Here is a 24,111-nt window from a genome sequence, read left to right as displayed (position 1 = left end):
TTTACGTGAATGTACTGGGCGGTACCGCGACGGTCACCGGGCTGCCGGTGTGATCGCGCGCACGTTGCGTGACGACCCCCTTCGGCGGTGCACTGTCACCATGCTGACAAGAATCGACCACATCGGGATCGCCTGCTTCGACCTCGACAAGACCGTCGAGTTCTACCGTGCCACGTACGGCTTCGAGGTGTTCCACTCCGAGGTCAACGAGGAGCAGGGCGTCCGAGAGGCCATGCTGAAGATCAACGGGACCTCCGACGGCGGCGCCTCCTACATCCAGCTCCTGGAGCCCACCCGCGAGGACTCCGCGGTGGGCAAGTGGCTCGCCAAGAACGGCGAGGGCGTGCACCACATCGCCTTCGGCACCGAGGACGTCCTCGGCGACTCGGAGGCCATCCGCGGCAAGGGCGTCCGCGTCCTCTACGACCAGCCGCGAACAGGCTCGATGGGCTCCTCGATCACCTTCCTGCACCCCAAGGACTGCCACGGAGTCCTCACCGAACTCGTCACCGCGAACCCCGACCATTGACGGACCACTGATGGCCCGATTCCCCGGCCGGTAGAGTGGCCATGGCTCGGCCGGGGTTCGGTGCGGAGACGGGGTCGGGGCCTGTGACCCCTGCCCCGGTATCTGACACCATTCCCCGGGGGCGTCGTTCAGCGGGCGAGCGATGCTCATTGGAGTGAGCTTGCGACCAGGGGACGGATGGGACCGCGCTGTGCGGGGCTACGAAAGCCAGGAGAGCCATCAGGCCGAGGCCGACCATCTCTCGCGCTTCGAGGCCGAGATGGAGCGGCTGAAGAAGGAGCGCGGGAAGGCCGTCCAGCACGCTGAGGACCTGGGTTACCAGGTCGAGGTGCTGCGCGCCAAGCTCCACGAGGTACGCCGGGCCCTCGCGTCCCGGCCCGCCTACGACGGCGCCGACATGGGCTACCAGGCGGAGCAGTTGCTGCGCAACGCCCAGATCCAGGCCGACCAGATGCGCTCCGACGCCGAGCGGGAGCTGCGCGACGCCCGGGCACAGACGCAGCGCATCCTCCAGGAGCACGCCGAGCACCAGGCACGCCTCCAGGCCGAACTGCACGCCGAGGCCGTCAACCGCCGCCAGCGGCTGGACCAGGAGCTCAACGAGCGCCGCCAGACCGTCGAGGCGCACGTCAACGAGAACGTGGCCTGGGCCGAGCAGTTGCGCGCCCGCACCGAGGCCCAGGCGCGCCGGCTCATGGAGGAGTCCCGCGCCGAGGCCGAGCAGGCCCTGAACGCGGCCCGCGCCGAGGCCGCCCGGGTCGCCGAGGAGACCCGGCGCCGGCTCGCCGAGGCCTCCGAGGCCGGCCGCGCCGAGGCCGAGGCCACCCTGCTGCGCGCCCGCAAGGAGGCCGAGCGGCTGCTGACCGCGGCCTCCACGCAGGCCCAGGAGGCCAGCGAGCACGCCGAGCGGCTGCGTTCCACCACCTCCGCCGAGGCCGAGCAGACCCGGCAGCAGACCCTGGACCTCGGCCGCATCGCCGAGTCCCGCATGCAGGAGGCCGACTCCGCGCTGCGCGAGGCGCGCGCCGAGGCCGAGAAGGTCCTCGCCGACGCCAAGGAGAGCGCCGCGCGGCAGCTCGCCTCGGCCGAATCGGTCAACGAGCAGCGCACCCGCACCGCCAAGGAGCAGGTCGCCCGGCTGGTCGGGGAGGCCACCAAGGAGGCCGAACTCCTCAAGGCCGAGGCGGAGCAGGCTCTCGCCGACGCCCGCGCGGACGCCGAGCGCCAGCGCACCGAGGCCGGGGAGCAGGCCCGTACGGCCGCGGCCGAGGACATGTCCGCGCAGCTCGCCAAGGCGGCGCGGACGGCGGAGGACATCCTCAACAAGGCCTCGGAGGACGCCCGGGCCACCACCCGCTCGGCGTCCGAGGAGGCCGAGCGGATCCGCCGCGAGGCCGAGGCGGAGGCCGACCGGCTGCGCCTGCAGGCGGCGGCGACCGCCGACGAGCTCAAGGGCGCCGCGAAGGACGACACCGAGGAGTACCGGGCCCGTACGGTCGAGCTCCAGGAGGAGGCCCGCCGGCTGCGCGGCGAGGCCGAGCAGCTGCGCGCGGAGGCCGTCGCCGAGGGCGAGCGGATCCGCGGCGAGGCCCGCCGCGAGGCGGTCCAGCAGATCGAGGAGGCGGCCAAGACCGCCGAGGAGCTGCTCGGCAAGGCCAAGGCCGACGCGGACGAACTGCGCGGCGGCGCCACCACCGAGAGCGAGCGGGTCCGCGCCGAGGCCGTCGAGCGGGCCGGCACCCTGCGCAAGCAGGCCGAGGAGACCCTGGAGCGGACCCGCGCCGAGGCCGAACGGCTGCGCGCGGAGGCCGAGGAGCAGGCCGAGGCCGTACGCGCCGAGGCGGACGCCGCGGCGCTCGCACGGCGCGAGGAGACCGAGCAGGCGCTCGCCGCGAAGCGGGCGGAGGCCGACGAGGAGCTCGTCCGGCTGCACACGGACGCCGAGGGCCGCCTGGCCACCGCCGAGCAGACCCTGCGCGACGCCCGTACGGCCGCGGAGAACATCCGCCGGGAGACCTCCGAGGAGGCCGACCGGCTGCGCGCCGAGTCGGCGGAGCGCATCCGCACCCTGCAGACGCAGGCGGAGGCGGAGGCGGACCAGCTGCGCACGGAGGCGGCCCAGGACGCCGGCCGGGTGCGCGCGGAGGCCGAGCAGGTGGCCGTGCGGCTGCGCGGCGAGGCCGAGGCCGAGGCCGAGCGGGTGCGCTCGGAGGCCCAGGAGACCGCGGACCGGCTGCGCGCCGAGGCGAAGGCCGCCGCCGAGCGGGTCGCCGCGGAGGCCGCGGAGGCGCTGGCCGCCGCCCAGGAGGAGGCCGCCCGCCGCCGCCGGGAGTCCGAGGAGACCCTCGCGTCGGCGCGGACCGACGCCGATCAGGAGCGGGCGCAGGCCCGTGAGCAGAGCGAGGAGCTGCTGGCCGCGGCCCGCCGCCGCTCGGAGGAGGCGCAGGCCGAGGCGGCCCGCCTGACCGAGGAGGCGGAGCGCCGCGCGGCCGAGCTCGTGTCGGCGGCGGAGGCCACCGCCCAGCAGGTCCGCGACTCCGTGGCCGGTCTGCACGAGCAGGCCGAGGAGGAGATCGCCGGGCTGCGCAGCGCCGCCGAGCACGTGGCGGAGCGGACGCGGACGGAGGCCGAGGAGGAGGCCGCGCGCGTCCGCGCGGACGCCCACGAGGAGCGCGAGCGCGCGACCGCGGACGCCGACCGGATCCGCAGCGCGGCGCGCGCGGAGACGGACGCGGCGAAGGCCCTGGCGGAGCGCACGGTCGGCGACGCGATCGCCGAGTCGGAGCAACTGCGCGCGGACACCGCCGAGTACGCGCAGCGGGTGCGCACCGAGGCCACGGACGCGCTCGCCGCGTCCGAGCGGGACGCCGCCCGGACCCGGGCCGACGCCCGTGACGACGCGAACCGCATCCGCGGCGAGGCGGCGGAGTCCCTGGAGTCCTCGCGCGCCGAGGGCGCCCGGATCACGGCCGAGGCACAGGCCGAGGCCGGCCGGCTGGTCGAGGAGACCCGCGCCGCGAACGCGGCCACGGTCGCCGAGGCGCAGGCGGAGGCGGAGCGGATCACCACCGACGCCGCCGAGATCGCGGAGGCGACCCGCATCGAGGCCGCGGGCACGCTGGACGAGGCGCGCGCCGAGGCCAACCGGCTGCGCACCGAGGCGGCCGAGCAGGTCGACCACCTCATCACGGAGGCCGCCGCGGAGGCGGAGCGGCTGACCGAGGAGACCCGCGCCGCGAACGCGGCGACCGTGCGCGAGGCGGCGGCGGAGGCCGAACGCCTCACCACCCAGGCCGCCCGGCTCAAGACGCAGGCCGCCGAGACCCTGGCGAGCGCCGAGCGGGACGCGGCGAAGATCATGGTCGACTCGCGCGCCGAGGGCGACCGGCTGATCGACGAGACCAGGGTGGCCAACGAGGCCACCGTCGGCGAGGCCGCGGCGGAGGCCGACCGGCTGCGCGCCGAGGCGGCGAAGGTCCTGGACGACGCCCGCGCGGAGGGCGGCCGGATCATCGGCGAGGCCACCGCCGAGGCGGACCGCGTCACGGCCGCCGCGGCCGAGACCCTGGCCGGTGCCGAACGGGACGCCGCGCAGACGATGGACGAGGCGCGCGCCGAGGCCAACCGGCTGCGCACCGAGGCGGCCGAGCAGGCGGACCGGCTCGTCACCGAGGCCGCGTCCGAGTGCGACAAGCTCACCGAGCAGACCCGCAAGGACAACGAGCGCACGGTCGGCGAGGCGGCGTCCGAGGCCGAGCGGCTGCGGGCGGAGGCCTCCGAGGCGCTGTCCTCGGCCCAGGAGCACGCGACCCGTACCCGGCAGGAGGCCGAGCGGGTCAAGGCGGAGGCCGCCGCCGCGGCGGAGCGGCTGCGCGCGGAGGCCCGTACGGACTCCGAGCGGCTGCTGGACGAGGCCCGCGAGGAGGCCAACAAGCGCCGCAGCGAGGCCGCGGAGCAGGTCGACCGGCTCATCACGGAAGCGGCGGTGGAGTCGGACAAGCTCACCGCGGACGCCCAGGCCCAGGCCCTCGCCGCCACCACGGCGGCCGAGGAGCAGGCCGACGCGATGGTCGACGCCGCCCGCAAGGAGGCCGCGCGGATCACCTCGGAGGCGACGATAGAGGGCAACTCCATGGTGGAGAAGGCCCGTACGGACGCGAACGAGCTGCTGGTCGGTGCGCGCAGCGACGCCGCCGCCATAAGGGAGCGGGCCGAGGAGCTGCGCGGCCGGGTCGAGGGCGAGGTCGAGGAGCTCCACGAGCGCGCCCGCCGGGAGTCCGCCGAGCAGATGAAGTCGGCCGGCGAGCGCGTGGACAAGCTGGTGCGTGCCGCGACCGAGCAGAGCGTCGAGGCCGAGGCGAAGGCCAAGGAGCTGGTGTCGGACGCGAGCAGCGAGGCGAGCAAGGTCCGCATCGCCGCGGTGCGCAAGGCCGAGGCCCTGCTGAAGGAGGCCGAGCAGAAGAAGGCCGAGCTGGCGCGGGAGGCCGAGAAGGCACTGTCGGAGGCCAAGGCGGAGGCCGAGCGCCTCGTCGAGGAGGGCCGCCGCGAGCTGGAGGTCCTGGTGCGCAGGCGGCAGGACATTCAGGGGGAGATCTCCCGTGTCCAGGACGTTCTTGAGGCGTTGGAATCATTCGAGGCGCCTTCGGGCGGCGGAAAGCCGGCGGTCGGTGGCCAGGGCGCGGGGGGCGTGAAGGCCGGAGCGACAGCGGGATCCACTCGTTCGGGTGGCAAGTCGTCAGAGAGCTAGCCGAGTGCTCGGTGATGTGTGCACCTGATGAAGGTTCAGGCGAACGGGTGACAAGCATTCCGTCGCCTTGCCACTCAAAAGGGGTGTCATTGTCCAGATCAAACGCGGATTGACTCGATGACACGCCGTCTGGGCGCCTAGGATTCCCCTTAACACCTCACGTAGCACCTCATCGGTCTCATTCGACAGGAACCCCATGAGCGACACTTCCTCCCCCTTCGGCTTCGAGCTCGTGCGGCGTGGTTACGACCGCGGTCAGGTGGACGACCGCATTACCAAGCTGGTCTCCGACCGCGACAGCGCCCTTGGACGTATCAACGCTCTGGAAAAGCGGATCGAGGAGCTGCACCTCGAGACGCAGAACGCCCAGGCCCAGGTGAACGACGCGGAGCCGTCGTACGCGGGTCTCGGCGCCCGGGTCGAGAAGATCCTCCGGCTGGCCGAGGAGGAGGCGAAGGACCTGCGCGAGGAGGCCCGTCGCGCGGCCGAGCAGCACCGTGAGCTGGCCGAGTCGGCCGCCCAGCAGGTGCGCAACGACGCCGAGTCGTTCGCGGCCGACCGCAAGTCGAAGGCGGAGGACGAGGGCGTCCGCATCGTCGAGAAGGCCAAGGGCGACGCGGCGACGCTGCGCGCCGAGGCCCAGAAGGACGCGGCGTCCAAGCGCGAGGAGGCCGACGCGCTCTTCGAGGAGACCCGCGCCAAGGCCGCCCAGGCCGCCGCGGACTTCGAGACCAACCTGGCCAAGCGCCGCGAGCAGTCCGAGCGCGACCTGGCCTCGCGCCAGGCCAAGGCCGAGAAGCGCCTCGCGGAGATCGAGCACCGCGCGGAGCAGCTGCGCCTGGAGGCCGAGAAGCTGCGTACGGACGCGGAGCGCCGGGCCCGCCAGACGGTGGAGACCGCGCAGCGCCAGGCCGAGGACATCGTGGCCGACGCCAACGCCAAGGCCGACCGCATCCGCAGCGAGTCCGAGCGCGAGCTGGCGGCGCTCACCAACCGCCGCGACTCGATCAACGCCCAGCTGACCAACGTCCGCGAGATGCTGGCGACGCTCACCGGCGCGGCCGTCGCGGCGGCCAACCCGATCGTCGACGACGAGCCGGTCACCCGCGGCGTCCCGGCGCAGCAGACCCGCTGAGCACACCCGGCTCACGCCGGAGGCGCGGCAGCCCGGTTCGAGGGCCCTATGTCACCCGATCGAGGTGGCGTAGGGCCCTCGGGCGTTCTAGCGTGGCCGCATGATCGAGCTCGAGGGACTCACCAAACGATTCGGTACGACGACCGCCGTGGACAACCTCAGCTTCCGGGTCCGGCCGGGAGTGGTGACCGGTTTCCTCGGCCCCAACGGCGCCGGGAAGTCGACGACGATGCGCATGATGCTCGACCTCGACAACCCCACCGCCGGCAGGGTCCGGATCGACGGCAGGCGCTACCGGGAACTCCCGGAGCCACTGAAATACGTCGGCGCACTACTTGACGCAAAATCGATGCACGGTGGCCGAAGTGCATACAACAACCTTCTCTGTCTGGCCCAGTCGAATCGCATCCCCGAAGCCCGGGTCGCCGAAGTACTGGATCTGGTGGGCCTGACGCCCGTCGCCCAGAAGAAGTCCAAAGGATTTTCGCTGGGCATGGGGCAACGACTGGGAATCGCCGCCGCATTGCTCGGTGATCCGCAGATCCTCATGTTCGACGAGCCGGTGAACGGCCTGGATCCCGAGGGCATTCTGTGGATCCGCAATCTGATGAAGGGCCTGGCCTCGGAGGGCCGGACGATCTTCGTGTCCTCCCACCTGATGAGCGAAATGGCCCTGACCGCGGACCATTTGATCGTCATCGGACGGGGCCGGCTGCTGGCGGACATGTCGATGGCCGACTTCATCCAGGAGAACTCGCGCAGCTACGTCCGGCTGCGCTCGCCGCAGCAGGAGCGGCTGAAGGACCTGCTGCACGAGGCCGGGATCACCGCCGTCGCCGTCCCGGACTCCGGCGCACTGGAGATCGACGGGACGGGTGCGGAGCAGCTCGGCGAGCTGGCGGCCCGGCACGGGATCGTGCTTCACGAACTCAGCCCGCAACGGGCATCACTGGAGGAGGCGTTCATGCGGATGACGGCGGACACCGTCGAGTACCACGCCCACGCGCCGGGCGGCAACCCGGCCCGCCCCGCCGACGTCCCCGCCTGGGGCGCCGGTTTCGAGTCCGGCCGCAAGGGCGGTGAGTGATCGTGGCAGCCTTCCCCGCCGTCCTCCGCTCCGAGTGGACCAAGATCCGTACCGTCGCCTCCACCACCTGGACCCTCGTGGCCGCCCTCGTGGTCACCGTCGGGATCAGCGCCGCGCTGTGCTTGGCCGTGAACGCGACCTTCTCGGACATGCCGCGCGAGCAGCAGCTCACCTTCGACCCGACGCTCGCCAGCTTCGCCGGCATGACCCTCGGCCAGCTGGCGATGATCGTCTTCGGGGTGCTCGTCGTCGGCACCGAGTACAGCACCGGCATGATCCGCAGCTCCCTGGCCGCGGTGCCGTCCCGGCCCACCCTCCTGCTCGGCAAGCTCACCGTCGCCACCGCCCTGGCCCTGGTGGTCGGTCTGGTGACCAGCTTCCTGTCGTTCTTCCTCGGGCAGGCCATCCTGGGCGACCGCAGCATCGGCATCGGGGAGGAGAACGTCCTGCGCGCCGTCGTCGGCGCGGGCCTCTACATGGCGATGATCGCGCTGTTCTCGATGGGCGCGACGGCCATCATGCGCAGCTCGGTCCTGGCGATCTGCATCCTGGTGCCGTTCTTCCTGCTGATCTCCAACATCCTCGGAGCGGTGTCGGCGACCCGGAAGTTCGGCCAGTACCTCCCCGACCAGGCCGGATCCAAGATCATGCAGGTGGTGCCGAACGCCATGGACGGCGCCACCACTCCCTACGGACCCTGGGGCGGCTTCGGGATCATGCTGCTGTGGGTGGCCGCGGCGGTGCTCGGCGGTCTCCTCGTCCTGAACAAGCGCGACGCCTGACGGCCCGGGCCGCCCTCCGGGCAATCCCCGGGGCGGTCTCAGGGATGCCTCAGGGATCCGGCACGGGACGGAACCGCACGACCCTCGTTATCCTCTTAAGCCTTACGCGGGCGAAAGTCGTCCCGGCCTGGTAAGGGGCACACAGATGATCGAGGCAGTCGGCCTGACCAAGCGCTATGGCGCCAAGACCGCCGTCGACCAGCTGTCCTTCCAGGTCAAGCCGGGTCACGTGACCGGATTCCTGGGGCCGAACGGCTCCGGGAAGTCCACCACCATGCGGATGATCCTCGGCCTGGACCGGCCCACGTCCGGTCATGTCACGATCAACGGAGCCCCCTTCCGCGAGCTGCCGAACGCCCAGCGGCACGTCGGAGCCCTCCTCGACGCCAAGGCCGTCCACGGCGGGCGGCGCGCCCGTACGCACCTGCTCTCCATCGCCCAGCTCTCCGGGATCCCGGAGAAGCGGGTGGACGAGGTGCTGGCCGTGGTGGGCCTGCAGGACGCCGCGCGGCAGCGCACGAAGGGCTTCTCCCTCGGCATGGGCCAGCGGCTCGGCATCGCCACCGCCCTGCTCGGCGACCCCCAGGTGCTGCTGTTCGACGAGCCGGTCAACGGACTCGACCCCGAGGGCATCCTCTGGGTGCGCAACCTCATGCGCCGGCTCGCCTCCGAGGGCCGCACCGTCTTCGTCTCCTCCCACCTGATGAGCGAGATGGCGCTGACCGCCGACCACCTGATCGTCATCGGGCGGGGGCGGCTGCTCGCCGACATGGGCACCCAGGAGTTCATCGCCCACAACTCGGCCGGATTCGCTCGGGTGCGTGCGGCCGACACCGGCCCCGATGGCCGGGAAGCGCTGGGTACGGCCCTCGCCCGGGCGGGCGGCCGGGTCCTCCAGGAGCCCGACGGAGCACTGCGCGTGACCGGGCTGGACCTCCCGCGCATCTCCGACCTCGCGCACGCGGCCGGCGTACGGCTCTGGGAGCTGTCGCCGCACCGGGCCTCCCTGGAGGAGGCGTACATGCGGATGACCCAGTCCGCGGTCGAGTACACCTCCACCGAGGACCCGCGGGCCGAGCTCTGGGAACCCGAGCCGCTCACCCTCCCCGCGTGGGAGGAGCCGGCGGCCCCCGAGGTGCCGCAGACGGGCTTCTTCGCTCCCCCGCCGCCCGGCGAGGGCGGGCAGCCCTTCCTGATGCCCAGCAGCCCCGGCGAACTCGCGGGCAGCGCCAAGAACACCCCCGAGGACAGCCGATGACCACGACGACCACGACGCCGGAGCCGCGCAGCTACAGCTCGCCCCTCCCCACGCCGCGGCCGCACCTGGGGCACGCCCTCGCCTCGGAGTGGACCAAGCTGGTCTCCATCCGCTCGACCCTGTTCACGCTGGGCGCCCTGGTGGTGACGGTGGTGGGCGTCGGCCTGGCGGTCGTCTCCCAGACCTCCGACGAGAACTACGTCTCGATCTCCTTCACCACCCCCGCGCTCTTCGGCCTGCTGGTCGGGCAGCTCGCGGTGATGGTGCTCGGCGTGCTCACGATCACCTCGGAGCACGGCACCGGCCTGGTGCGGACCACCTTCACCGCCGCCCCCGACCGCTACCGGGTGCTCACGGCCAAGTACCTGGTCTTCAGCGCCACGGCCTTCGTCGCCACCTCGCTGTCGGTGTTCGTCGTCGGGATCACCGCGGCGCTCGCGCACGGCGGCGCCGCGGCCGGCCCGCACGCGGCCCACGAGTGGTTCGGCGCGCTGATGGGCTGCTTCTACGTCACGCTGCTCGGGGTGCTGGCCCTCGCGATCGGGGCGCTGGTGCGGCACTCGGCCGGAGCGATCGCGGTCATGCTCGGCGTGGTCACGCTGCCGCCGGTGATAGGGGCCATGCTGACCATGTGGGAGGCGGTCGCCCCGCTGAGCCGGTCGATCCTCCAGCGCAACGTGCCCGTGGCGCTGAGCCAGCTGTTCGGCATCGAGGAGGGCGGCGACCTGGGCCAGGCGCCGAGCAACCTCTCGCACCTGCTGCTCATCGTGCTCGTCGCGGGCGGCGCCGTGGCCGCCTCCTACGTCCTGGTGGGCCGCCGGGACGTCTGAACCTCCGCGCCCGCTAGTGGCGGGGCGCGTTGCGGGACCGCTGCACCTTCGTGGTGCGGCGGTCCTTCGCGTTCCAGCAGGCCTTGTGCCAGTGCCGCCGGTCGTCCACTCCGCCGTATTCCGGCCAGGCCACCAGGTGCGGGGTGCCGGAGGGGATCTCCTGGTCGCAGCCCGGGCAGCGGTAGCGCTTGCCCGCCGCGCTCGCGCCGGCGACGTGCCGCACCTTCCAGTCCTCGCCCTGGTACTCCTCGGTGCGCTCCAGGCCGAAGCGGTCCAGACCGATGCCGGGGCGGTCGTCCGGGGTCTCGCCGCCCCTGGGGCGGTTGTTGCGCGGTGACACGTATACCTCACGGAGGGGCGGGCGGCAGTGACTTTCTTCCAGACTACGCGCAGCGAGGCCGGGTACCCGCAGGGTGTCCGAGGGACGGGCGGTCCACCGTCGAGGACTGGCCAGACAATCCCAATAACTTTCGTGTCAGCCCGTGCCTTTGGCACGTGTCAGACGTTGTTGCCATAGGAAGAACCGGTCCACCTGGGGGAGGCCGCGTCAGCCGCGAGGAGGCTAAGGCGATGCGCGTAGGAGCGTTTGTACTGGCGGCCCAGTTCCCGGGCCAGGGACAGGGCGAGGCACTGCACCGGGCGGTGCGGACGGCGGAGGTGGCCGAGGGGGCGGGGCTCGACTCGGTCTGGCTCGCCGAGCACCACTTCGTCCCGTACGGGGTCTGCCCCTCGGCCGTGACCCTCGCGGGGCTGCTGCTGGGCCGCACCGAGAGGCTCCGGGTGGGCACGGCGGTGAGCGTTCTGCCGAGCACGCACCCGGTCGCGCTCGGGGAGCAGGCGGCCCTGCTGCACATGGTCTCGGGCGGCCGTTTCACGCTGGGGGTGGGCCGCGGGGGTCCCTGGGTCGACCTGGAGGTGTTCGGGAGCGGCCTGGACGCCTACGAGAACGGCTTCCCGGAGTCCCTGGACCTGCTGCGGCGCTGGCTGACCGAGGCCCGGGTGGGCGCCGTCGGCGAGCGGTACGCCTTCCGCGAGGTGGCCGTCGTACCGCGGCCGTCGGAGGCCCTGGACGGGGACGGCACCGGCCCGGAGGTCATCGTGGCGTGCACCTCGCCCGGCTCGGTGCGGATGGCGGCCCGCCGGGGCCTGCCGATGCTGCTGGGCATGCACTGCGGGGACGAGAACAAGGCGGAGATGGTCGCGCTGTGGCGGAGCACGGCGCTGGCGGCCGGCCATGCGCCCGAGCTGGTGGCCTCGGCCGGACACGTCTCCGCAGGGGTGTGCCAGATCGCGGACAGCACGGCGGACGCGCGCGAGGTCCTGCTCAAGGCGATGCCGGGCTGGCTCAAGCAGGGCCTGGACGCACACGTGACCGTCGACGGCCGGGTGCGTGCGATGCGGGACCCGGTGGCGTACACGGAACTGCTCTGCGACCTGCACCCGGTGGGCACGCCCGAGCTGGCGGCGGACCGGCTGGCGGCCACGGCCGCGCGTACGGGGATCACGCGGTTCGCCCTCATGACGGAGGGCTCCGGTGATCTCGCCGCGACGGAGGAGAACGTCCGACGGCTCGGCGTCGAGGTCCTGCCCCGTCTCGGCTGAGATCACCGACGACGGCGCCCCCTGCTCAGCAGTCCCGCAGCTCCGGGGACTGGTTGAGCAGCTGGCCGCGGATCGAAGTGAACTTGGCCAACCGGTCGTCCACCGAGGGATCCAGCGGGAAGACCGCCACCCGGTGACAGTTCTGGAACGCCAGGCGCACTCCGAAGTGCCGCTGCAGCGCGCCGCGTATCGCGTCACTCGCGAGCGCGCGCAGCAGCTGCCCGCGCGCCTGCTCGTCCGGCGGCGGCGTCTGGTTGTCGGCGAACTCTCCGCCGTCCACCTTCAGCTGTGCCACCAGCGAGCTGATCATCTCCCATGCGAAGGGCAGGGAGGTCCGGACGCAGTCGACGAAAGCGGCTTCGTCGACCTCGCCTCGCTCGGCCTGTTCGAGTAGGGCCGGTGAGACGTCGAGCGACATGGGTTCTCCTCTCGCGACCCCGGCCGTTCGGGTTGCCGGAGTCTTACGGGCAGGGAAGGAGGTGACGACGCAGCGTGCACGCACCGCAACCTCCCGCTCACCACGGTAGGCGCCCCAAGGGTGACGCACCAGGAGAATGCGCATACAACGCGCCATCGGCGAACGGGGCTTTCAGGGGCGAATCGCGTGGAGGGCCGTGGGTCGAGTAGCGTTGCCGACCATGCGTCTCGTGATTGCCCGCTGCTCCGTCGACTACGCGGGCCGGCTCACCGCCCACCTGCCCTCGGCACCCCGTCTGATCCTCGTGAAGGCCGACGGCAGTGTCTCGATCCACGCGGACGACAGGGCGTACAAACCGCTCAACTGGATGTCGCCCCCGTGCACCCTCAAGGAAGGGAGCGGTGACGACGCGGGCGTGTGGACGGTCGTCAACAAGGCGGGCGAGAAGCTCATCATCACCATGGAAGAAGTCCTCCACGACTCCTCCCACGAGCTCGGCACCGACCCCGGCCTCATCAAGGACGGCGTGGAGGCGCACCTCCAGGAGCTGCTCGCGGACCGCATCGAGACGCTGGGCGAGGGCTACACCCTGATCAGGCGCGAGTACATGACCGCGATCGGCCCCGTGGACATCCTGTGCCGGGACGCCTCGGGCGCGACGGTGGCCGTGGAGATCAAGCGGCGCGGTGAGATCGACGGCGTCGAGCAGCTGACCCGCTACCTGGAGCTGCTCAACCGCGACCCCCATCTGGCCCCGGTCCGCGGTGTGTTCGCCGCACAGGAGATCAAGCCGCAGGCGAGGGTGCTGGCGACGGACCGCGGCATGGACTGCGTGGTGCTGGACTACGACGCGATGCGCGGCATCGAGGACGACAAGCTCCGCCTGTTCTGATCCCGTTCGCGCCGCGTACGACGGCTCCGTCCGCGAGGACGGAGCCGTCGGCGTTTCACGGGGTCGCGGTGGGCAGGGTGGCGGTGGCCGTTCCCGGTCCGGTCGGGGCGGTGGCGGTGGGCGTGGGCTCGCCGGTGTCCGAGGGCGCCGGGGAGGGCCCCGCGGAGGTCGGGCCGGTCGAAGGGGTGCCCGGCTGCGAGGAGTTGGTGGGCGTCGTGGACGGACGGCGGCTCGGGGTGCGCCCCGGCGTCCGGCCGGGCGAGGGCGCGGCGGAGCTCGCCTGCGGGGTGCCGGCGGTGGCGCCGCCGCCGCTCGGTGCCGTCACGGGCGGTTCGGGTGCAGGATCGTTCCCGCTGTTCTGCTGGACGACGGTGGGCGCCGACGACGCCGGGGTGGAGGAGGAGGCGGGCCCCTCCGCGGGCGGCTCGGCGTCCGAGGAGCTCATCGCCAGGCTCACCACGGTGCCCAGCGTGACCACGGCCAGCGCTCCCGCGGCCGCCAGCAGCACCAGCCGGCGGCGGCCCGCGGCCCGGGAGGGCCGACCGGGTGCCGCGGCGGGGACCGGGACGGTGGGCGGGGCCGGCTGCGGCGACATCGGGAAGGCGTCCTCGAAGACCGCGGAGAGCGTCGCGGGCGTCTGCGAACGCTCGGTCACCGGCACCACCGGGGTCATCCGGGTGACCGCTTCGGAGGAGACCGGCACGGCGGGCGTCACGGGGGCCACGCGCGTCACGGCCGTCTCCGGGACGGCAGGCGCCGCCCCGGGGGCCGCGGCGGCGCCGGGACCCGCGCCGAGGGCCGCGACGGGCCCCGTGCCGGACGCCGCCTTCGCCGCCGGGACGGGCTTCGTGACCGCGTCGGGCTTCGTGACCGCGTCGGGGCGGGTGGGCGGAGCCGCCGGGGCAGCGGCACCGGCGGCCGGGAGCGCCGCCGTCACGGCCTCCGGGGCCGTGGGGGTCCCGTCGGGCGCCGCGAGCCGCAGCGGCGGCGACGCGTCCGTCCCCGCCTTCTCGCGGTCCACCACCAGGGCCAGCGCCCGCCGGCCCGCCACCGTGCCCCGCTTGTCGGCCAGCGCGCCGCGCAGTCCGATCGAGGTCTCCAGCTCGGCCCGGGCGCGGTCCACGCGTCCCTCGCACAGGGCCAGCACACCCAGTTCGTGGTGGAAGTAGGCCTGTTCGGCGACCTCCCCCGCCTTGCGGGCGGCCTCCGCGCCCGAGCGCAGCACCCGCTCCCAGGCCTCCCAGTGCAAGGAGGCCGCGAAGGCCGGCGCCGCCGTACGGGCCAGCAGCACCGCGGCGACCACGTCGGCACCCGCGAGGGCCGCGAGGACCGCGTCCGCCTCGGCCGCGACCCGCTCCGGGACCACCGAGGCATGGCCGGTCCACCACGCGTAGTGCCGGGCCGCCGTACGGGCCTCCTCCGCCGCGGTGTCCCCGTACGCGGCCTCCTCCAGCTGCCGGGCGACCCCGGCGGCCAGCCGGTAGCGCGTCCCGACGGGCGTGAGCAGTCCGCAGGCCAGCAGTTCCGCCACCGCCGTGTCGGCGTGGGTGTCCCCCACCAGCGCGGGCAGGTGCGCGTGGTGCGGCAGCTCGCCGCCCAGCGCGCAGGCGGTGCGCAGGGCGGCGCGCGCCGACTCGCTGACCCGTGAGGCCAGCAGCTCGGCGGGGGCCGCACCCTCGGCGAGCGTGGGGAGCGGCACGTGGGCGGCGTCGCGGGGGCGCCCCTCGAAGACGCCGGGCTCCTCGTCGTCGTCCTCGGCGTCCGTGCGGTTGAGTTCGTCGCGCTGCCGCAGCAGGGCGCCGGCCTGGACGAAGCGCAGCGGCAGCCCCTCGGAGGCGAAGACCAGGTCTGCCGCCCAGGCGGCCTCCTCGTCGGTCAGCGGGCGGCCGAGGCCGGACTCCAGCAGTTCCAGGCAGGCGGCCCTGCCCAGTCCGCCGAGGAAGACCTCCTCGATGTGGGAATCGTCGGAGGGGGCCCGGGTGTCGGGGGTGGCCGCCAGCAGGTAGGCGCATTCGGGGGTCGCGTGAAGCAGTTCGTCGAGGGCGGGCCCGCCCATCTCCAGGTCGTCGAGGAGGACGACCGCGCCGATCTCGCGGACGGCGGCGAGCAGCTCGCCCTGTCCGGGCCGCGCCTGCGGGGCCTCGTAGACGGCCGCGTACAGGGCGTGGAGGAGTTCGCCGGGCTGCTGGTGCCCGTGGCCGCTGAGCCGTACGACCCCGTCGGGGGCGAGGCCGGCGCAGCGGGCGGCGACGGCGTCGAGCAGGGCGGTGCGGCCGGAGCCGGAGGGGCCGGTCAGGCGGACGGAGCGGCCGCGGCCGAGCAGCCTGACCAGGCGGTCCCGTTCCTCGTCGCGTTCGAGCAGGGGCCGGCCGGGTATCGCGGCGCCCGGCGGCACCGGCGGCCGGGCGGCGGCGTCACGGGCCGAGCGGTCGGCTGCGGTCCGCCGGGCGGGGCGGGTGCGTTCCGTCCCGGGGCGCGGCGGCTCGATCTCGCTGCCGTCGACCGGATTGACGGTGAGGGTGTAGTCCCCGGCGGTGAGGGTGACGACCCGTGCGGGCTGCGCCGGTGCGGAGCCGCCGCGCGCGGGGCCCGCCGCGGGCGCCGCCGGGGCGGGTGCGGACGGGGCGGCCGCGGGCACCGGGGCCTCGTCGGCGGGCCGCTCCTCCGGTCCGGTCCGCCCGGTCTGCCCTTGTGTACGGTCCATGACCCAGTCCCCCGATCGCGGGCCGCGCGCCTCGCCGTCGTGCCTCCCGGCCGTCGCGCTCCCGCTGTCGCCACTGGTTCCGGTTTCCGCCCGAACCCTAGACCGTGGCCGGTCGTGCGGGAAACCCGCAGCGGCTCGATCACCACCGGACCGTTACGTTTCCGCAGGAAATGCGGAGGCCGGCGGCTTCCGGATCAGACCCGGGGCAGGGACTCCGCCTCCAGGCCGCCCTCGATCGCGAGGATCCGGTGCAGGCGGGTCGCCACGAGCAGGCGCTGCATCTGCGGCGGCACGCCGCGCAGGACGAGGCGTCGTCCCGTCCGGCCGGCCCTCCGGTGCGCACCCATGATCACGCCGAGCCCGGTCGCGTCCCAGGAGTCGAGCGCGGTCAGGTCGAGCACGAGGTCGCCGCTGCCGTCGTCGAGGGCGGTGTGGAGGGCCGTACGGGCGTCCGCCGCGCTGCGCACGTCGAGGCGGCCCCCGACAGCGAGTTCGGCGTGGTCGCCCCTGATGTGCATGTGTACTCCCGGCAGTACTGCGTACGTAGTGGTTCCACTGGTCCGTGGTCGGCAACTCTCACTGCAACTGACTGCCGCGCGGGCAGGGAAGTTGCCGACCGTGAGCGAACCGATACCTAATTCACCCTGACGGGTGAAGGGCGTTCGAACGATGGCGCTCAGTGGCCCGCCCGAGCTCAGTGCTTGTAGAAGCCCTGACCGCTCTTGCGGCCGAAGTCCCCGGCGTCCACCATCCGGCGCATGAGCTCCGGCGGCGCGAACTTCTCGTCCTGGGACTCGGTGTAGATGTTGCTGGTGGCGTGCAGCAGGATGTCCACGCCCGTGAGGTCGGCGGTGGCCAGCGGGCCCATCGCGTGGCCGAAGCCCAGCTTGCAGGCGATGTCGATGTCCTCGGCGGTGGCCACGCCCGACTCGTAGAGCTTGGCGGCCTCGACGACCAGCGCGGAGATCAGACGGGTCGTCACGAAGCCCGCGACGTCGCGGTTGACGACGATGCAGGTCTTGCCGACGGACTCGGCGAACGCGCGGGTGGTGGCGAGGGTCTCGTCGCTCGTCTTGTAGCCGCGGACCAGCTCGCAGAGCTGCATCATCGGGACGGGCGAGAAGAAGTGGGCACCGACGACGCGCTCCGGACGCTCCGTCACGGCCGCGATCTTGGTGATCGGGATGGCGGAGGTGTTGGAGGCGAGGATGGCGTCCTCGCGCACGATCTTGTCGAGGGCACGGAAGATCTCGTGCTTGATCTCGATCTTCTCGAAGACCGCCTCCACCACGATGTCCACGTCGGCCACCGCGTCGAGGTCGGTGGTCGTGGTGATGCGCGCGAGCGCCGCCTCGGCGTCCTCGGCGGTCAGCCTGCCCTTGGAGACGAACTTGTCGTACGAGGCCTTGATCCCGTCCGTGCCCCGGGTCAGCGCGGCGTCGGTGACGTCGCGCAGCACGACGTCCCATCCCGCCTGAGCGGAGACCTGAGCGATCCCGGAACCCATCAGTCCCGCACCGATGACGGCGAGCTTCCCAGCCACTGCACACCCCTCGTTGTTCTCAAATACGGCACGGCTTCGCAGCCACTCCGGCGGAGACTAGCGTCCGGGCGGTGCGGTGTGACCGTGAAGTAACACGCGTCACGTCTCAGATGACGGACATCACACCGGTACGGCCCAGCAGCCCTGCCCGGCCCCCCAGTTCGCCCGGACCCGCCGCGGGAGGGGCCCCGCCGGGTCCGTCTACCCTGGCCGCATGGTGAACCTCACGCGCATCTACACCCGTACCGGCGACAAGGGCACGACCGCCCTGGGCGACATGAGCCGCACGGCCAAGACCGACCTGCGGATCTCCGCGTACGCCGACGCCAACGAGGCCAACGCGGCCATCGGGACCGCCATCGCGCTCGGCAGCCTGCCGGCGGAGGTCGTGAAGGTGCTGGTCCGCGTGCAGAACGACCTCTTCGACGTGGGCGCGGACCTCTGCACGCCGGTGGTGGAGAACCCCGAGTACCCGCCGCTGCGGGTGGAGCAGTTCTACATCGACAAGCTGGAGGCGGACTGCGACCTCTTCCTGGAGCAGGTGGAGAAGCTGCGCAGCTTCATCCTGCCCGGCGGCGCCCCCGGCGCCGCCCTGCTGCACCAGGCCTGCACGGTGGTCCGGCGCGCGGAGCGGTCCACCTGGGCGGCGCTGGAGGTGCACGCGGAGGTGATGAACCCGCTGACCGCCACCTACCTGAACCGCCTCTCCGACCTCCTGTTCATCCTGGCCCGGGTGGCCAACAAGGAGGTCGGGGACGTGCTGTGGGTGCCGGGCGGCGAGCGCTGAGACGGACGCGGGCCCGTACGCGGGTCCGGGCCGGGGTGCGGACCGGGGCCGCGGGACGCGGTCAGCGCCCGGCGTGGGCCGCAGAGGGCTTCTCCCCCGCGCCCCCGGGCTCCTTCGGCGGCCACACGCTGTAGCCGAGCGCGACGAGCGCGTGGATGGCGACCGCCCGCAGGGCGCCGGACTGCCAGGCGCGCAGCGAGCTGATGTCGCCCGCGTCCCCGACGTACCAGATGGCGGCCTGGAGCAGGCCGACGCCGACCGCGGCGGCGAGAACCGTACGGGCCCACAGCTTCCACTCGTGCACGACCCGGGCCCGGCCGTGACCGGCGCCGGCCGGCTTGGGCCCGCCGGCCAGGCGGTGCGCGGCGTGCCCGTCGAGCCACTTGATCGTGTAGTGGCCGTAGGCGACGGTGTAGCCGATGTAGAGGGCGGCCACGCCGTGCTTCCAGTCCGGCGCGGCGCCGTTCTTGAGGTCGATCGTGGTGACGACGAGCAGCACCAGCTCCATCAGCGGCTCGCACAGCAGGACCGCCGCTCCCAGCCGGGGCATCTTCGCGAGGTAGCGCAGGGCCAGCCCGGCCGCCAGCAGGACCCAGAAGCCGATCTCACAGGCGATGATCAGCGCGACGATCACGGGACTCTCCGTCCGTTCGGTTGGTCGTTCCCCTCAAGGCTCCCGTCCGCCACCGCGCGTCGCGTCGTCGCGAATGACCATCCGGACCTGCACCCTTCGATGTAGCCGCACCTCGGCCGCTCCGCCGACGTGCGGGGCGCGTACACACTGTTGGATGGGACCGTGACCCCGAAGAACATGCGCCCCCACCGTGACGACGTCCTCCTCGCGGTGGTCAGCGTCGCCGCGGGCCTCGTCTTCTGGTCGCTCGGCGTCTACAGCAGCCCCGGGCGCGGTTCCCTGCCCGCCTGGGCCGCGCTGGTGCCCCTCGTGGTGCTGGGCGCGATGGAGCTGCTGCGCCGCACGGCGCCGCGGGTGACCCTGAGCGTCGGCACGGTGGGGGTGATCGCCGACCAGTTCACCGTCGGCAGCCTCGCCACCGTCATCATCTTCACCGACCTGATGTACGCCGCCGTGGTCTACGGGAAACCGGCCATGGCCCGGCGGCTCCCGGTCACCACCGGGCTGATCACCGTCGTGATCACCATCGCCTCGCTGGCCTGGCTGCGCACTCCGCAGGCCCTGTTGATCGGCGCGGTCACCGGCATCGTCAGCTTCGCCCCGGCCCTGACCGGTGCCACGCTGCGCAACCACCGGGAGGCGGCCGAGGCCGCCCGGCTGCGCGCCGAGCAGACGGCGCTGCTGGCCGAGATGGACCGCAGCCAGGCCGTGGCCGCAGAGCGCGCCCGGATGGCCCGCGAGCTGCACGACATGGTGGCCAACCACCTCTCCGCGATCGCGATCCACTCCACGGCGGCGCTCTCCATCGACACGGAGGCGACCAGCCGCGACGCGCTCGGGGTGATCCGGGAGAACAGCGTGCAGGGACTGGCCGAAATGCGTCGGTTGATCGGACTGCTGCGGGACGCCGACGGTACGCACGAGCCGGTCGCCGTGCCCTCCCTCGACGGCCTGGACGCGCTCGTCGCGCAGGCGGGGACCAACGGCTCTGCGAGCGGTCTGACCTTCGAGCTCCACGACGACCGGCCGCCCGGGGAGCCCGCGGCGGCGCCGGTGGAGCTGGCGGCGTACCGGATCGTGCAGGAGTCCCTGACCAACGCCCTCAAGCACGCCGTGCCCGGCACGGTCACCGTCCGCGTCGCCCGCGCGGACGGGCTGCTGACCGTCGGGGTGGACTCGCCCTACGGCGACCGGCCCGGGCCCCGCGCCCCGGGCTCCGGGGCCGGCCTGATCGGCATGCGGGAGCGGACGGAGCTGCTGGGCGGGGAGTTCACGGCGGGCCGCGCGGGCGCGGTGTGGCGCGTACGGGCGGCGCTGCCCGCGTGAGGCCGGGCAGGACATGGAAGGAGACGGTGGAGAGATGACCATCCGGGTGGTGGTGGCCGAGGACCAGGGCGCGGTGCGCGCGGGGCTGGTGCTCATCCTGCGCAGTGCGGGCGACATCGAGGTGGTGGGCGAGGCCGGCGACGGGGAGGAGGCGGTGCGCCTGGCCCGTGAGCTGCGGCCGGATCTCGTCCTCATGGACGTGCAGATGCCGCGGCTCGACGGGGTGTCCGCGACCCGGCAGGTGGTCGCGGAGTCGCTCGCGGACGTGCTGGTGCTGACCACCTTCGATCTGGACGAGTACGTCTTCGGGGCGCTGCGGGCCGGGGCCGCCGGGTTCCTGCTGAAGAACGCGGATGCGGCCGAGCTGATCTCGGCGGTCCGCACGGTGGCGCGCGGGGAGGGCCTGATCTCGCCGGCGGTGACCAGGCGGCTGATCGCCGAGTTCGCGGCGCCGCGTCCGGTACGGACCGCCCCGGCGCCGGAGAAGGCGGCGGCGGTCGCCTCCCTGACCCCCCGCGAGCGGGAGGTCCTGAGCGCCCTGGGCGAGGGCCTGTCGAACGCGGAGATCGCCGAGCGGCTGGAGATGGCGGAGGCCACGGCGAAGACCCACGTCAGCAGGCTGCTGGGCAAGCTGGAGCTGCGCAGTCGACTCCAAGCCGCCGTCCTGGCGCAGGAGTTGGGCCTCTGAGGCGAGGTGACGCGCACCGGTCTGGACCTCTTGACGGTTGGTCCAGACCTTTCTACGCTCACCGCAACACTGTGGTGAGCGTGCCATGACAAAGCGTGCTCACGGGCGGCGCAGGTCCCACCCCCATGTCGCAGCCGGCCCCACGGCTGCGACGGACCTACGGAGGAGCACCCTTGAGCACAGCATCCCCACCCCGCACCCGGCGCGGCAGGTTCTTCACCAGGGTCGCGGCGGTCGTCGCCACGCTGGCCCTGCCCGTCACCGGGCTGGTCGCCCTGGCAGGCCCCGCCCAGGCCGCCGCCTCCGCGACCGCGACGTACACCAAGGCCTCCGACTGGGGTTCCGGCTTCGAGGGCAAGTGGGTGGTGAAGAACACCGGCACCACCACCCTGAGCAGCTGGACCGTGGAGTGGGACTACCCGGCGGGCACCTCGGTCACCTCGGCCTGGGACGCCACCGTCACGAGCTCGGGCACCCACTGGACGGCCAAGAACCTCGGGTGGAACGGCACCCTGGCCCCCGGCGCCACCGCCAGCTTCGGCTTCAACGGCGTCGGATCCGGAGCCCCGACCGGCTGCAAGATCAACGGGGCCTCCTGCGACGGCGGCACCCAGCCCGGCGACAATCCCCCCACCGCTCCCGGCGCCCCCACCGCGAGCAACGTCGCCGAGACCTCGCTGACCCTGACCTGGACCCCGGCCACCGACGACAAGGGCGTCAAGAACTACGACGTCTACCGGGGCTCCGCCAAGATCGCCACGGTCACCGGCACCGGCTACGCGGACTCCGGCCTGACCAAGGGCACCACGTACACCTACAGCGTCACCGCCCGCGACACCATCGACCAGACCGGACCCTCCTCGGGCTCCACCACGGTCACCACGACCGGCGGGGTCATCCCGCCGGACCCGGGCGACAAGGTCAAGCTCGGCTACTTCACCAACTGGGGCGTCTACGGACGCAACTACCACGTGAAGAACCTGGTCACCTCGGGTACGGCGAGCAAGATCACGCACATCAACTACGCCTTCGGCAACGTCCAGAACGGACAGTGCACGATCGGCGACGGCTACGCCGACTACGACAAGGCCTACACCGCCGCCCAGAGTGTCGACGGCGTCGCCGACACCTGGGACCAGCCGCTGCGCGGCAACTTCAACCAGCTGCGCAAGCTGAAGAAGGCCTACCCGAACATCAAGATCCTGTGGTCCTTCGGCGGCTGGACCTGGTCCGGCGGCTTCCCGCAGGCCGCGGCCAACCCGACCGCCTTCGCCCAGTCCTGCTACAACCTGGTCGAGGACCCCCGCTGGGCCGACGTCTTCGACGGCATCGACCTCGACTGGGAGTACCCGAACGCCTGCGGGCTGTCCTGCGACAGCAGCGGCCCGGCCGCCTTCAAGAACATGATGCAGGCCATGAAGGCCCGGTTCGGTGCGAACAACCTGGTCACCGCCGCCATCACCGCCGACGCCTCGGACGGCGGCAAGATCGACAAGGCGGACTACGCGGGCGCCGCCCAGTACACCGACTTCTACAACGTCATGACGTACGACTTCTTCGGCGCCTGGGCCGCCCAGGGACCGACGGCCCCGCACTCCCCGCTCACCTCGTACGCGGGCATCCCCCAGGCCGGCTTCAACTCGGCCGACGCCATCGCCAAGCTCAAGGCCAAGGGAGTCCCCGGCTCCAAGCTCAACCTCGGCATCGGCTTCTACGGCCGCGGCTGGACCGGTGTCACCCAGGCCGCCCCCGGCGGCACCGCCACCGGGCCGGCCCCGGGCACGTACGAGCAGGGCATCGAGGACTACAAGGTGCTCAAGAACAGCTGCCCGGCCACCGGCACCGTCGCCGGCACGGCCTACGCCAAGTGCGGCAGCAACTGGTGGAGCTACGACACCCCCGCCACCATCGCCGGGAAGATGACCTGGGCCAAGCAGCAGGGCCTCCGGGGAGCCTTCTACTGGGAGTTCAGCGGCGACACGACGAACGGTGAGCTCGCAGGCGCGGTCCACACCGGGCTGCAGTAGAAAGACCGAAGCCGGGGACACGGGCCCGTCCCCCGTGTCCCCGGCTTCTTCATGCCGTGAGCGACCTACGCCACATTCACCCTCTGTCCGGGCGGAGCCGCCTCCAGCCAGGCCAGGAAGCCGGTCAGCGCGTCCTCGCTCATCGCCAGCTCCAGGCGCGTCCCCCGGTGGAGACAGCCGAGCACCACGGCGTCGGACAGCAGCGCCAGCTCCTCCTCGCCCTCCGGGGCGCGGCGGGCCAGCACCTCGATGGAGGAACGCTCCAGCAGCCGGCGCGGCCGCGGCGAGTACGAGAACACCCGGAACCAGTCGATCCGGTCACCGCTGTAGCGCGCGACCCCGTACACCCAGCCCTTGCCCGAGACGTCGGGCTCCTCCGACACGCCCCAGCGCATGCTGCAGTCGAAGGTCCCGCCGGACCGCTGGATGAGTCTGCGACGCAGACCGAAGACGAACAGGCCGATCACCACCAGGGCGACGACCAGGCCGCTCACAAGCAGAGCGAGGAGCATCTTCACCGACCTCCTCGCTCATCGAATACGCATGAGAAAAAAACAGACCTGCATCGCCTCAGCCGCGACCCGGTCTGGAAAATTCCAGCACGGACCGCGGCTGAGGTCTGCCGCGCCCCGGAGGTCTCCCTCCGCGGCTCAGCGGTTCAAACTCCGACGGGCGTTCAGCCCGTTACGGCGCGCAGCCGGACATCAGCGCGACGCTCGGCGGCGGCGTCCGCCTCCGCCTTCGCGCGCTCCAGTGCCCGCTCCGCACGCTGGACGTCAATCTCGTCCGCGAGCTCGGCGATCTCGGCCAGCAGGGACAGCTTGTTGTCCGCGAACGAGATGAATCCGCCGTGCACCGCTGCGACGACAGTGTTGCCCTCGCTGGTACGGATGGTCACCGGGCCCGATTCCAGCACACCGAGAAGCGGCTGGTGACCGGGCATGACGCCGATGTCGCCGGACGTGGTGCGGGCGACAACAAGGGTGGCCTCGCCGGACCAGACATTGCGGTCCGCCGCGACCATCTCGACGTGCAGCTCAGCAGCCAAGGTGGCTCCTCGGGTCACCACCCGGCGGGTCAGCCGGGTGTTGGGTCAAATTCTAATGGGCGTGGGGAGGGGGA

The 24,111-nt window shown here is 72.7% G+C and carries 21 protein-coding genes; 13 read left to right on the top strand and 8 right to left on the bottom strand.

Translation table 11 applies throughout. The features are described from left to right. Positions 1-100 precede the first annotated feature (100 nt). The 7 genes from mce to ACPU2J_RS23395 all read left to right on the top strand — a co-directional run bounded on the left by mce (position 101) and on the right by ACPU2J_RS23395 (position 10,368). The gene (gene mce / locus ACPU2J_RS23425; protein WP_361591552.1) at positions 101-529 is read left to right on the top strand and encodes a methylmalonyl-CoA epimerase; all 429 of its coding nucleotides are present in this window, start codon (positions 101-103) and stop codon (positions 527-529) included. A gap of 190 nt (positions 530-719) precedes the next feature. Continuing rightward, a complete protein-coding gene (gene scy / locus ACPU2J_RS23420; RefSeq protein WP_420079572.1) occupies positions 720-5,276 on the top strand; it encodes a polarized growth protein Scy in 4,557 nt (1,518 codons plus the stop codon). 196 nt (positions 5,277-5,472) lie between these two features. After that, positions 5,473-6,411 (top strand): cellulose-binding protein, encoded by a 939-nt coding sequence (locus tag ACPU2J_RS23415; protein ID WP_420079573.1) that lies wholly within the window; start codon positions 5,473-5,475, stop codon positions 6,409-6,411. A 100-nt stretch (positions 6,412-6,511) separates the two neighbouring features. Then, the gene (locus tag ACPU2J_RS23410) at positions 6,512-7,498 is read left to right on the top strand and encodes an ABC transporter ATP-binding protein (RefSeq protein ID WP_423833934.1); all 987 of its coding nucleotides are present in this window, start codon (positions 6,512-6,514) and stop codon (positions 7,496-7,498) included. A gap of 2 nt (positions 7,499-7,500) precedes the next feature. Next, positions 7,501-8,280, top strand: coding sequence for an ABC transporter permease subunit (locus tag ACPU2J_RS23405; protein WP_420079575.1), 780 nt, complete (start codon positions 7,501-7,503; stop codon positions 8,278-8,280). A gap of 145 nt (positions 8,281-8,425) precedes the next feature. Next, positions 8,426-9,538, top strand: coding sequence for an ABC transporter ATP-binding protein (locus tag ACPU2J_RS23400; protein WP_361591542.1), 1,113 nt, complete (start codon positions 8,426-8,428; stop codon positions 9,536-9,538). Beyond that, positions 9,535-10,368, top strand: a complete 834-nt coding sequence (locus tag ACPU2J_RS23395) for an ABC transporter permease (RefSeq protein WP_423833933.1) — start codon at positions 9,535-9,537, stop codon at positions 10,366-10,368. The genes ACPU2J_RS23400 and ACPU2J_RS23395 overlap by 4 nt, the downstream gene beginning before the upstream one ends. A gap of 13 nt (positions 10,369-10,381) precedes the next feature. Here the strand turns inward: ACPU2J_RS23395 and ACPU2J_RS23390 are convergent, their stop codons facing one another. Next, positions 10,382-10,708 carry an ATP/GTP-binding protein gene (locus tag ACPU2J_RS23390; RefSeq protein ID WP_361591538.1) on the bottom strand — a complete coding sequence of 109 codons (327 nt, stop codon included), beginning with the start codon at positions 10,706-10,708 and terminating at the stop codon, positions 10,382-10,384. A 230-nt stretch (positions 10,709-10,938) separates the two neighbouring features. Between ACPU2J_RS23390 and ACPU2J_RS23385 the strand changes: the two genes are divergently transcribed. Further along, complete coding sequence (locus ACPU2J_RS23385) at positions 10,939-11,970, top strand: LLM class flavin-dependent oxidoreductase (protein WP_420079577.1); 1,032 nt, start codon at positions 10,939-10,941, stop codon at positions 11,968-11,970. 25 nt (positions 11,971-11,995) lie between these two features. Here ACPU2J_RS23385 and ACPU2J_RS23380 read toward each other — a convergent pair whose 3' ends face one another. Continuing rightward, positions 11,996-12,388, bottom strand: a complete 393-nt coding sequence (locus tag ACPU2J_RS23380) for an SCO5389 family protein (protein ID WP_030009605.1) — start codon at positions 12,386-12,388, stop codon at positions 11,996-11,998. A 220-nt stretch (positions 12,389-12,608) separates the two neighbouring features. On the opposite strand from ACPU2J_RS23380, the gene nucS reads away from it, so the two are divergent. Then, on the top strand, positions 12,609-13,280 hold the full coding sequence (gene nucS / locus ACPU2J_RS23375; RefSeq protein WP_361591534.1) for an endonuclease NucS: 672 nt from the start codon (positions 12,609-12,611) through the stop codon (positions 13,278-13,280). 55 nt (positions 13,281-13,335) lie between these two features. Here nucS and ACPU2J_RS23370 read toward each other — a convergent pair whose 3' ends face one another. The 3 genes from ACPU2J_RS23370 to ACPU2J_RS23360 form a co-directional block, all read right to left on the bottom strand. Next, positions 13,336-15,984, bottom strand: coding sequence for an ATP-binding protein (locus ACPU2J_RS23370; protein ID WP_420079578.1), 2,649 nt, complete (start codon positions 15,982-15,984; stop codon positions 13,336-13,338). 194 nt (positions 15,985-16,178) lie between these two features. After that, positions 16,179-16,502: an STAS domain-containing protein gene (locus tag ACPU2J_RS23365; RefSeq protein ID WP_361591530.1), complete on the bottom strand. Its 324-nt coding sequence runs from the start codon at positions 16,500-16,502 to the stop codon at positions 16,179-16,181. Between the two features lie 176 nt (positions 16,503-16,678). Continuing rightward, positions 16,679-17,527: a 3-hydroxyacyl-CoA dehydrogenase family protein gene (locus tag ACPU2J_RS23360; RefSeq protein ID WP_399815611.1), complete on the bottom strand. Its 849-nt coding sequence runs from the start codon at positions 17,525-17,527 to the stop codon at positions 16,679-16,681. 214 nt (positions 17,528-17,741) lie between these two features. Here ACPU2J_RS23360 and ACPU2J_RS23355 point away from each other — a divergent pair, with 214 nt between their 5' ends. Then, positions 17,742-18,314 (top strand): cob(I)yrinic acid a,c-diamide adenosyltransferase, encoded by a 573-nt coding sequence (locus ACPU2J_RS23355; RefSeq protein ID WP_361591526.1) that lies wholly within the window; start codon positions 17,742-17,744, stop codon positions 18,312-18,314. Positions 18,315-18,375: 61 nt separating this feature from the next. On the opposite strand, the gene ACPU2J_RS23350 is transcribed toward ACPU2J_RS23355, so the two are convergent. Continuing rightward, positions 18,376-18,948 carry a hypothetical protein gene (locus tag ACPU2J_RS23350; RefSeq protein WP_423833932.1) on the bottom strand — a complete coding sequence of 191 codons (573 nt, stop codon included), beginning with the start codon at positions 18,946-18,948 and terminating at the stop codon, positions 18,376-18,378. A gap of 177 nt (positions 18,949-19,125) precedes the next feature. Between ACPU2J_RS23350 and ACPU2J_RS23345 the strand changes: the two genes are divergently transcribed. From ACPU2J_RS23345 to ACPU2J_RS23335, 3 genes are all read left to right on the top strand, one after another. Beyond that, the gene (locus tag ACPU2J_RS23345; protein ID WP_423835000.1) at positions 19,126-20,274 is read left to right on the top strand and encodes a sensor histidine kinase; all 1,149 of its coding nucleotides are present in this window, start codon (positions 19,126-19,128) and stop codon (positions 20,272-20,274) included. Between the two features lie 34 nt (positions 20,275-20,308). Continuing rightward, positions 20,309-20,962, top strand: a complete 654-nt coding sequence (locus ACPU2J_RS23340) for a response regulator transcription factor (protein ID WP_361591520.1) — start codon at positions 20,309-20,311, stop codon at positions 20,960-20,962. 125 nt (positions 20,963-21,087) lie between these two features. Continuing rightward, complete coding sequence (locus tag ACPU2J_RS23335) at positions 21,088-22,989, top strand: glycosyl hydrolase family 18 protein (protein ID WP_423833931.1); 1,902 nt, start codon at positions 21,088-21,090, stop codon at positions 22,987-22,989. 65 nt (positions 22,990-23,054) lie between these two features. Here ACPU2J_RS23335 and ACPU2J_RS23330 read toward each other — a convergent pair whose 3' ends face one another. Both ACPU2J_RS23330 and ACPU2J_RS23325 read right to left on the bottom strand, forming a co-directional pair. Next, positions 23,055-23,501 carry a DUF2550 domain-containing protein gene (locus ACPU2J_RS23330; protein WP_361591516.1) on the bottom strand — a complete coding sequence of 149 codons (447 nt, stop codon included), beginning with the start codon at positions 23,499-23,501 and terminating at the stop codon, positions 23,055-23,057. 164 nt (positions 23,502-23,665) lie between these two features. After that, entirely contained in the window at positions 23,666-24,037 is a 372-nt protein-coding gene (locus ACPU2J_RS23325) for a F0F1 ATP synthase subunit epsilon (protein WP_361591514.1), read from the bottom strand. Between the last annotated feature and the right edge of the window lie 74 nt (positions 24,038-24,111).

Source organism: Streptomyces manipurensis, assembly GCF_049570255.1.
Taxonomy (GTDB): Bacteria; Actinomycetota; Actinomycetes; order Streptomycetales; family Streptomycetaceae; genus Streptomyces; species Streptomyces manipurensis.
Note: the sequence above shows the minus strand (reverse complement) of the source record. Positions and strands in the feature narration are given on the sequence as shown.

What these genes read in the sequence shown, in the direction of transcription:
- mce (WP_361591552.1), top strand. Translation starts at nt 101, where the DNA reads ATGCTGACAAGAATCGACCACATCGGGATCGCCTGCTTCGACCTCGAC.
- ACPU2J_RS23415 (WP_420079573.1), top strand. Translation starts at nt 5,473, where the DNA reads ATGAGCGACACTTCCTCCCCCTTCGGCTTCGAGCTCGTGCGGCGTGGT.
- ACPU2J_RS23410 (WP_423833934.1), top strand. Translation starts at nt 6,512, where the DNA reads ATGATCGAGCTCGAGGGACTCACCAAACGATTCGGTACGACGACCGCC.
- ACPU2J_RS23400 (WP_361591542.1), top strand. Translation starts at nt 8,426, where the DNA reads ATGATCGAGGCAGTCGGCCTGACCAAGCGCTATGGCGCCAAGACCGCC.
- ACPU2J_RS23395 (WP_423833933.1), top strand. Translation starts at nt 9,535, where the DNA reads ATGACCACGACGACCACGACGCCGGAGCCGCGCAGCTACAGCTCGCCC.
- ACPU2J_RS23385 (WP_420079577.1), top strand. Translation starts at nt 10,939, where the DNA reads ATGCGCGTAGGAGCGTTTGTACTGGCGGCCCAGTTCCCGGGCCAGGGA.
- ACPU2J_RS23380 (WP_030009605.1), bottom strand. Translation starts at nt 12,388, where the DNA reads ATGTCGCTCGACGTCTCACCGGCCCTACTCGAACAGGCCGAGCGAGGC.
- nucS (WP_361591534.1), top strand. Translation starts at nt 12,609, where the DNA reads ATGCGTCTCGTGATTGCCCGCTGCTCCGTCGACTACGCGGGCCGGCTC.
- ACPU2J_RS23370 (WP_420079578.1), bottom strand. Translation starts at nt 15,984, where the DNA reads ATGGACCGTACACAAGGGCAGACCGGGCGGACCGGACCGGAGGAGCGG.
- ACPU2J_RS23365 (WP_361591530.1), bottom strand. Translation starts at nt 16,502, where the DNA reads ATGCACATCAGGGGCGACCACGCCGAACTCGCTGTCGGGGGCCGCCTC.
- ACPU2J_RS23355 (WP_361591526.1), top strand. Translation starts at nt 17,742, where the DNA reads ATGGTGAACCTCACGCGCATCTACACCCGTACCGGCGACAAGGGCACG.
- ACPU2J_RS23345 (WP_423835000.1), top strand. Translation starts at nt 19,126, where the DNA reads ATGCGCCCCCACCGTGACGACGTCCTCCTCGCGGTGGTCAGCGTCGCC.
- ACPU2J_RS23340 (WP_361591520.1), top strand. Translation starts at nt 20,309, where the DNA reads ATGACCATCCGGGTGGTGGTGGCCGAGGACCAGGGCGCGGTGCGCGCG.
- ACPU2J_RS23335 (WP_423833931.1), top strand. Translation starts at nt 21,088, where the DNA reads ATGTCGCAGCCGGCCCCACGGCTGCGACGGACCTACGGAGGAGCACCC.
- ACPU2J_RS23330 (WP_361591516.1), bottom strand. Translation starts at nt 23,501, where the DNA reads ATGCTCCTCGCTCTGCTTGTGAGCGGCCTGGTCGTCGCCCTGGTGGTG.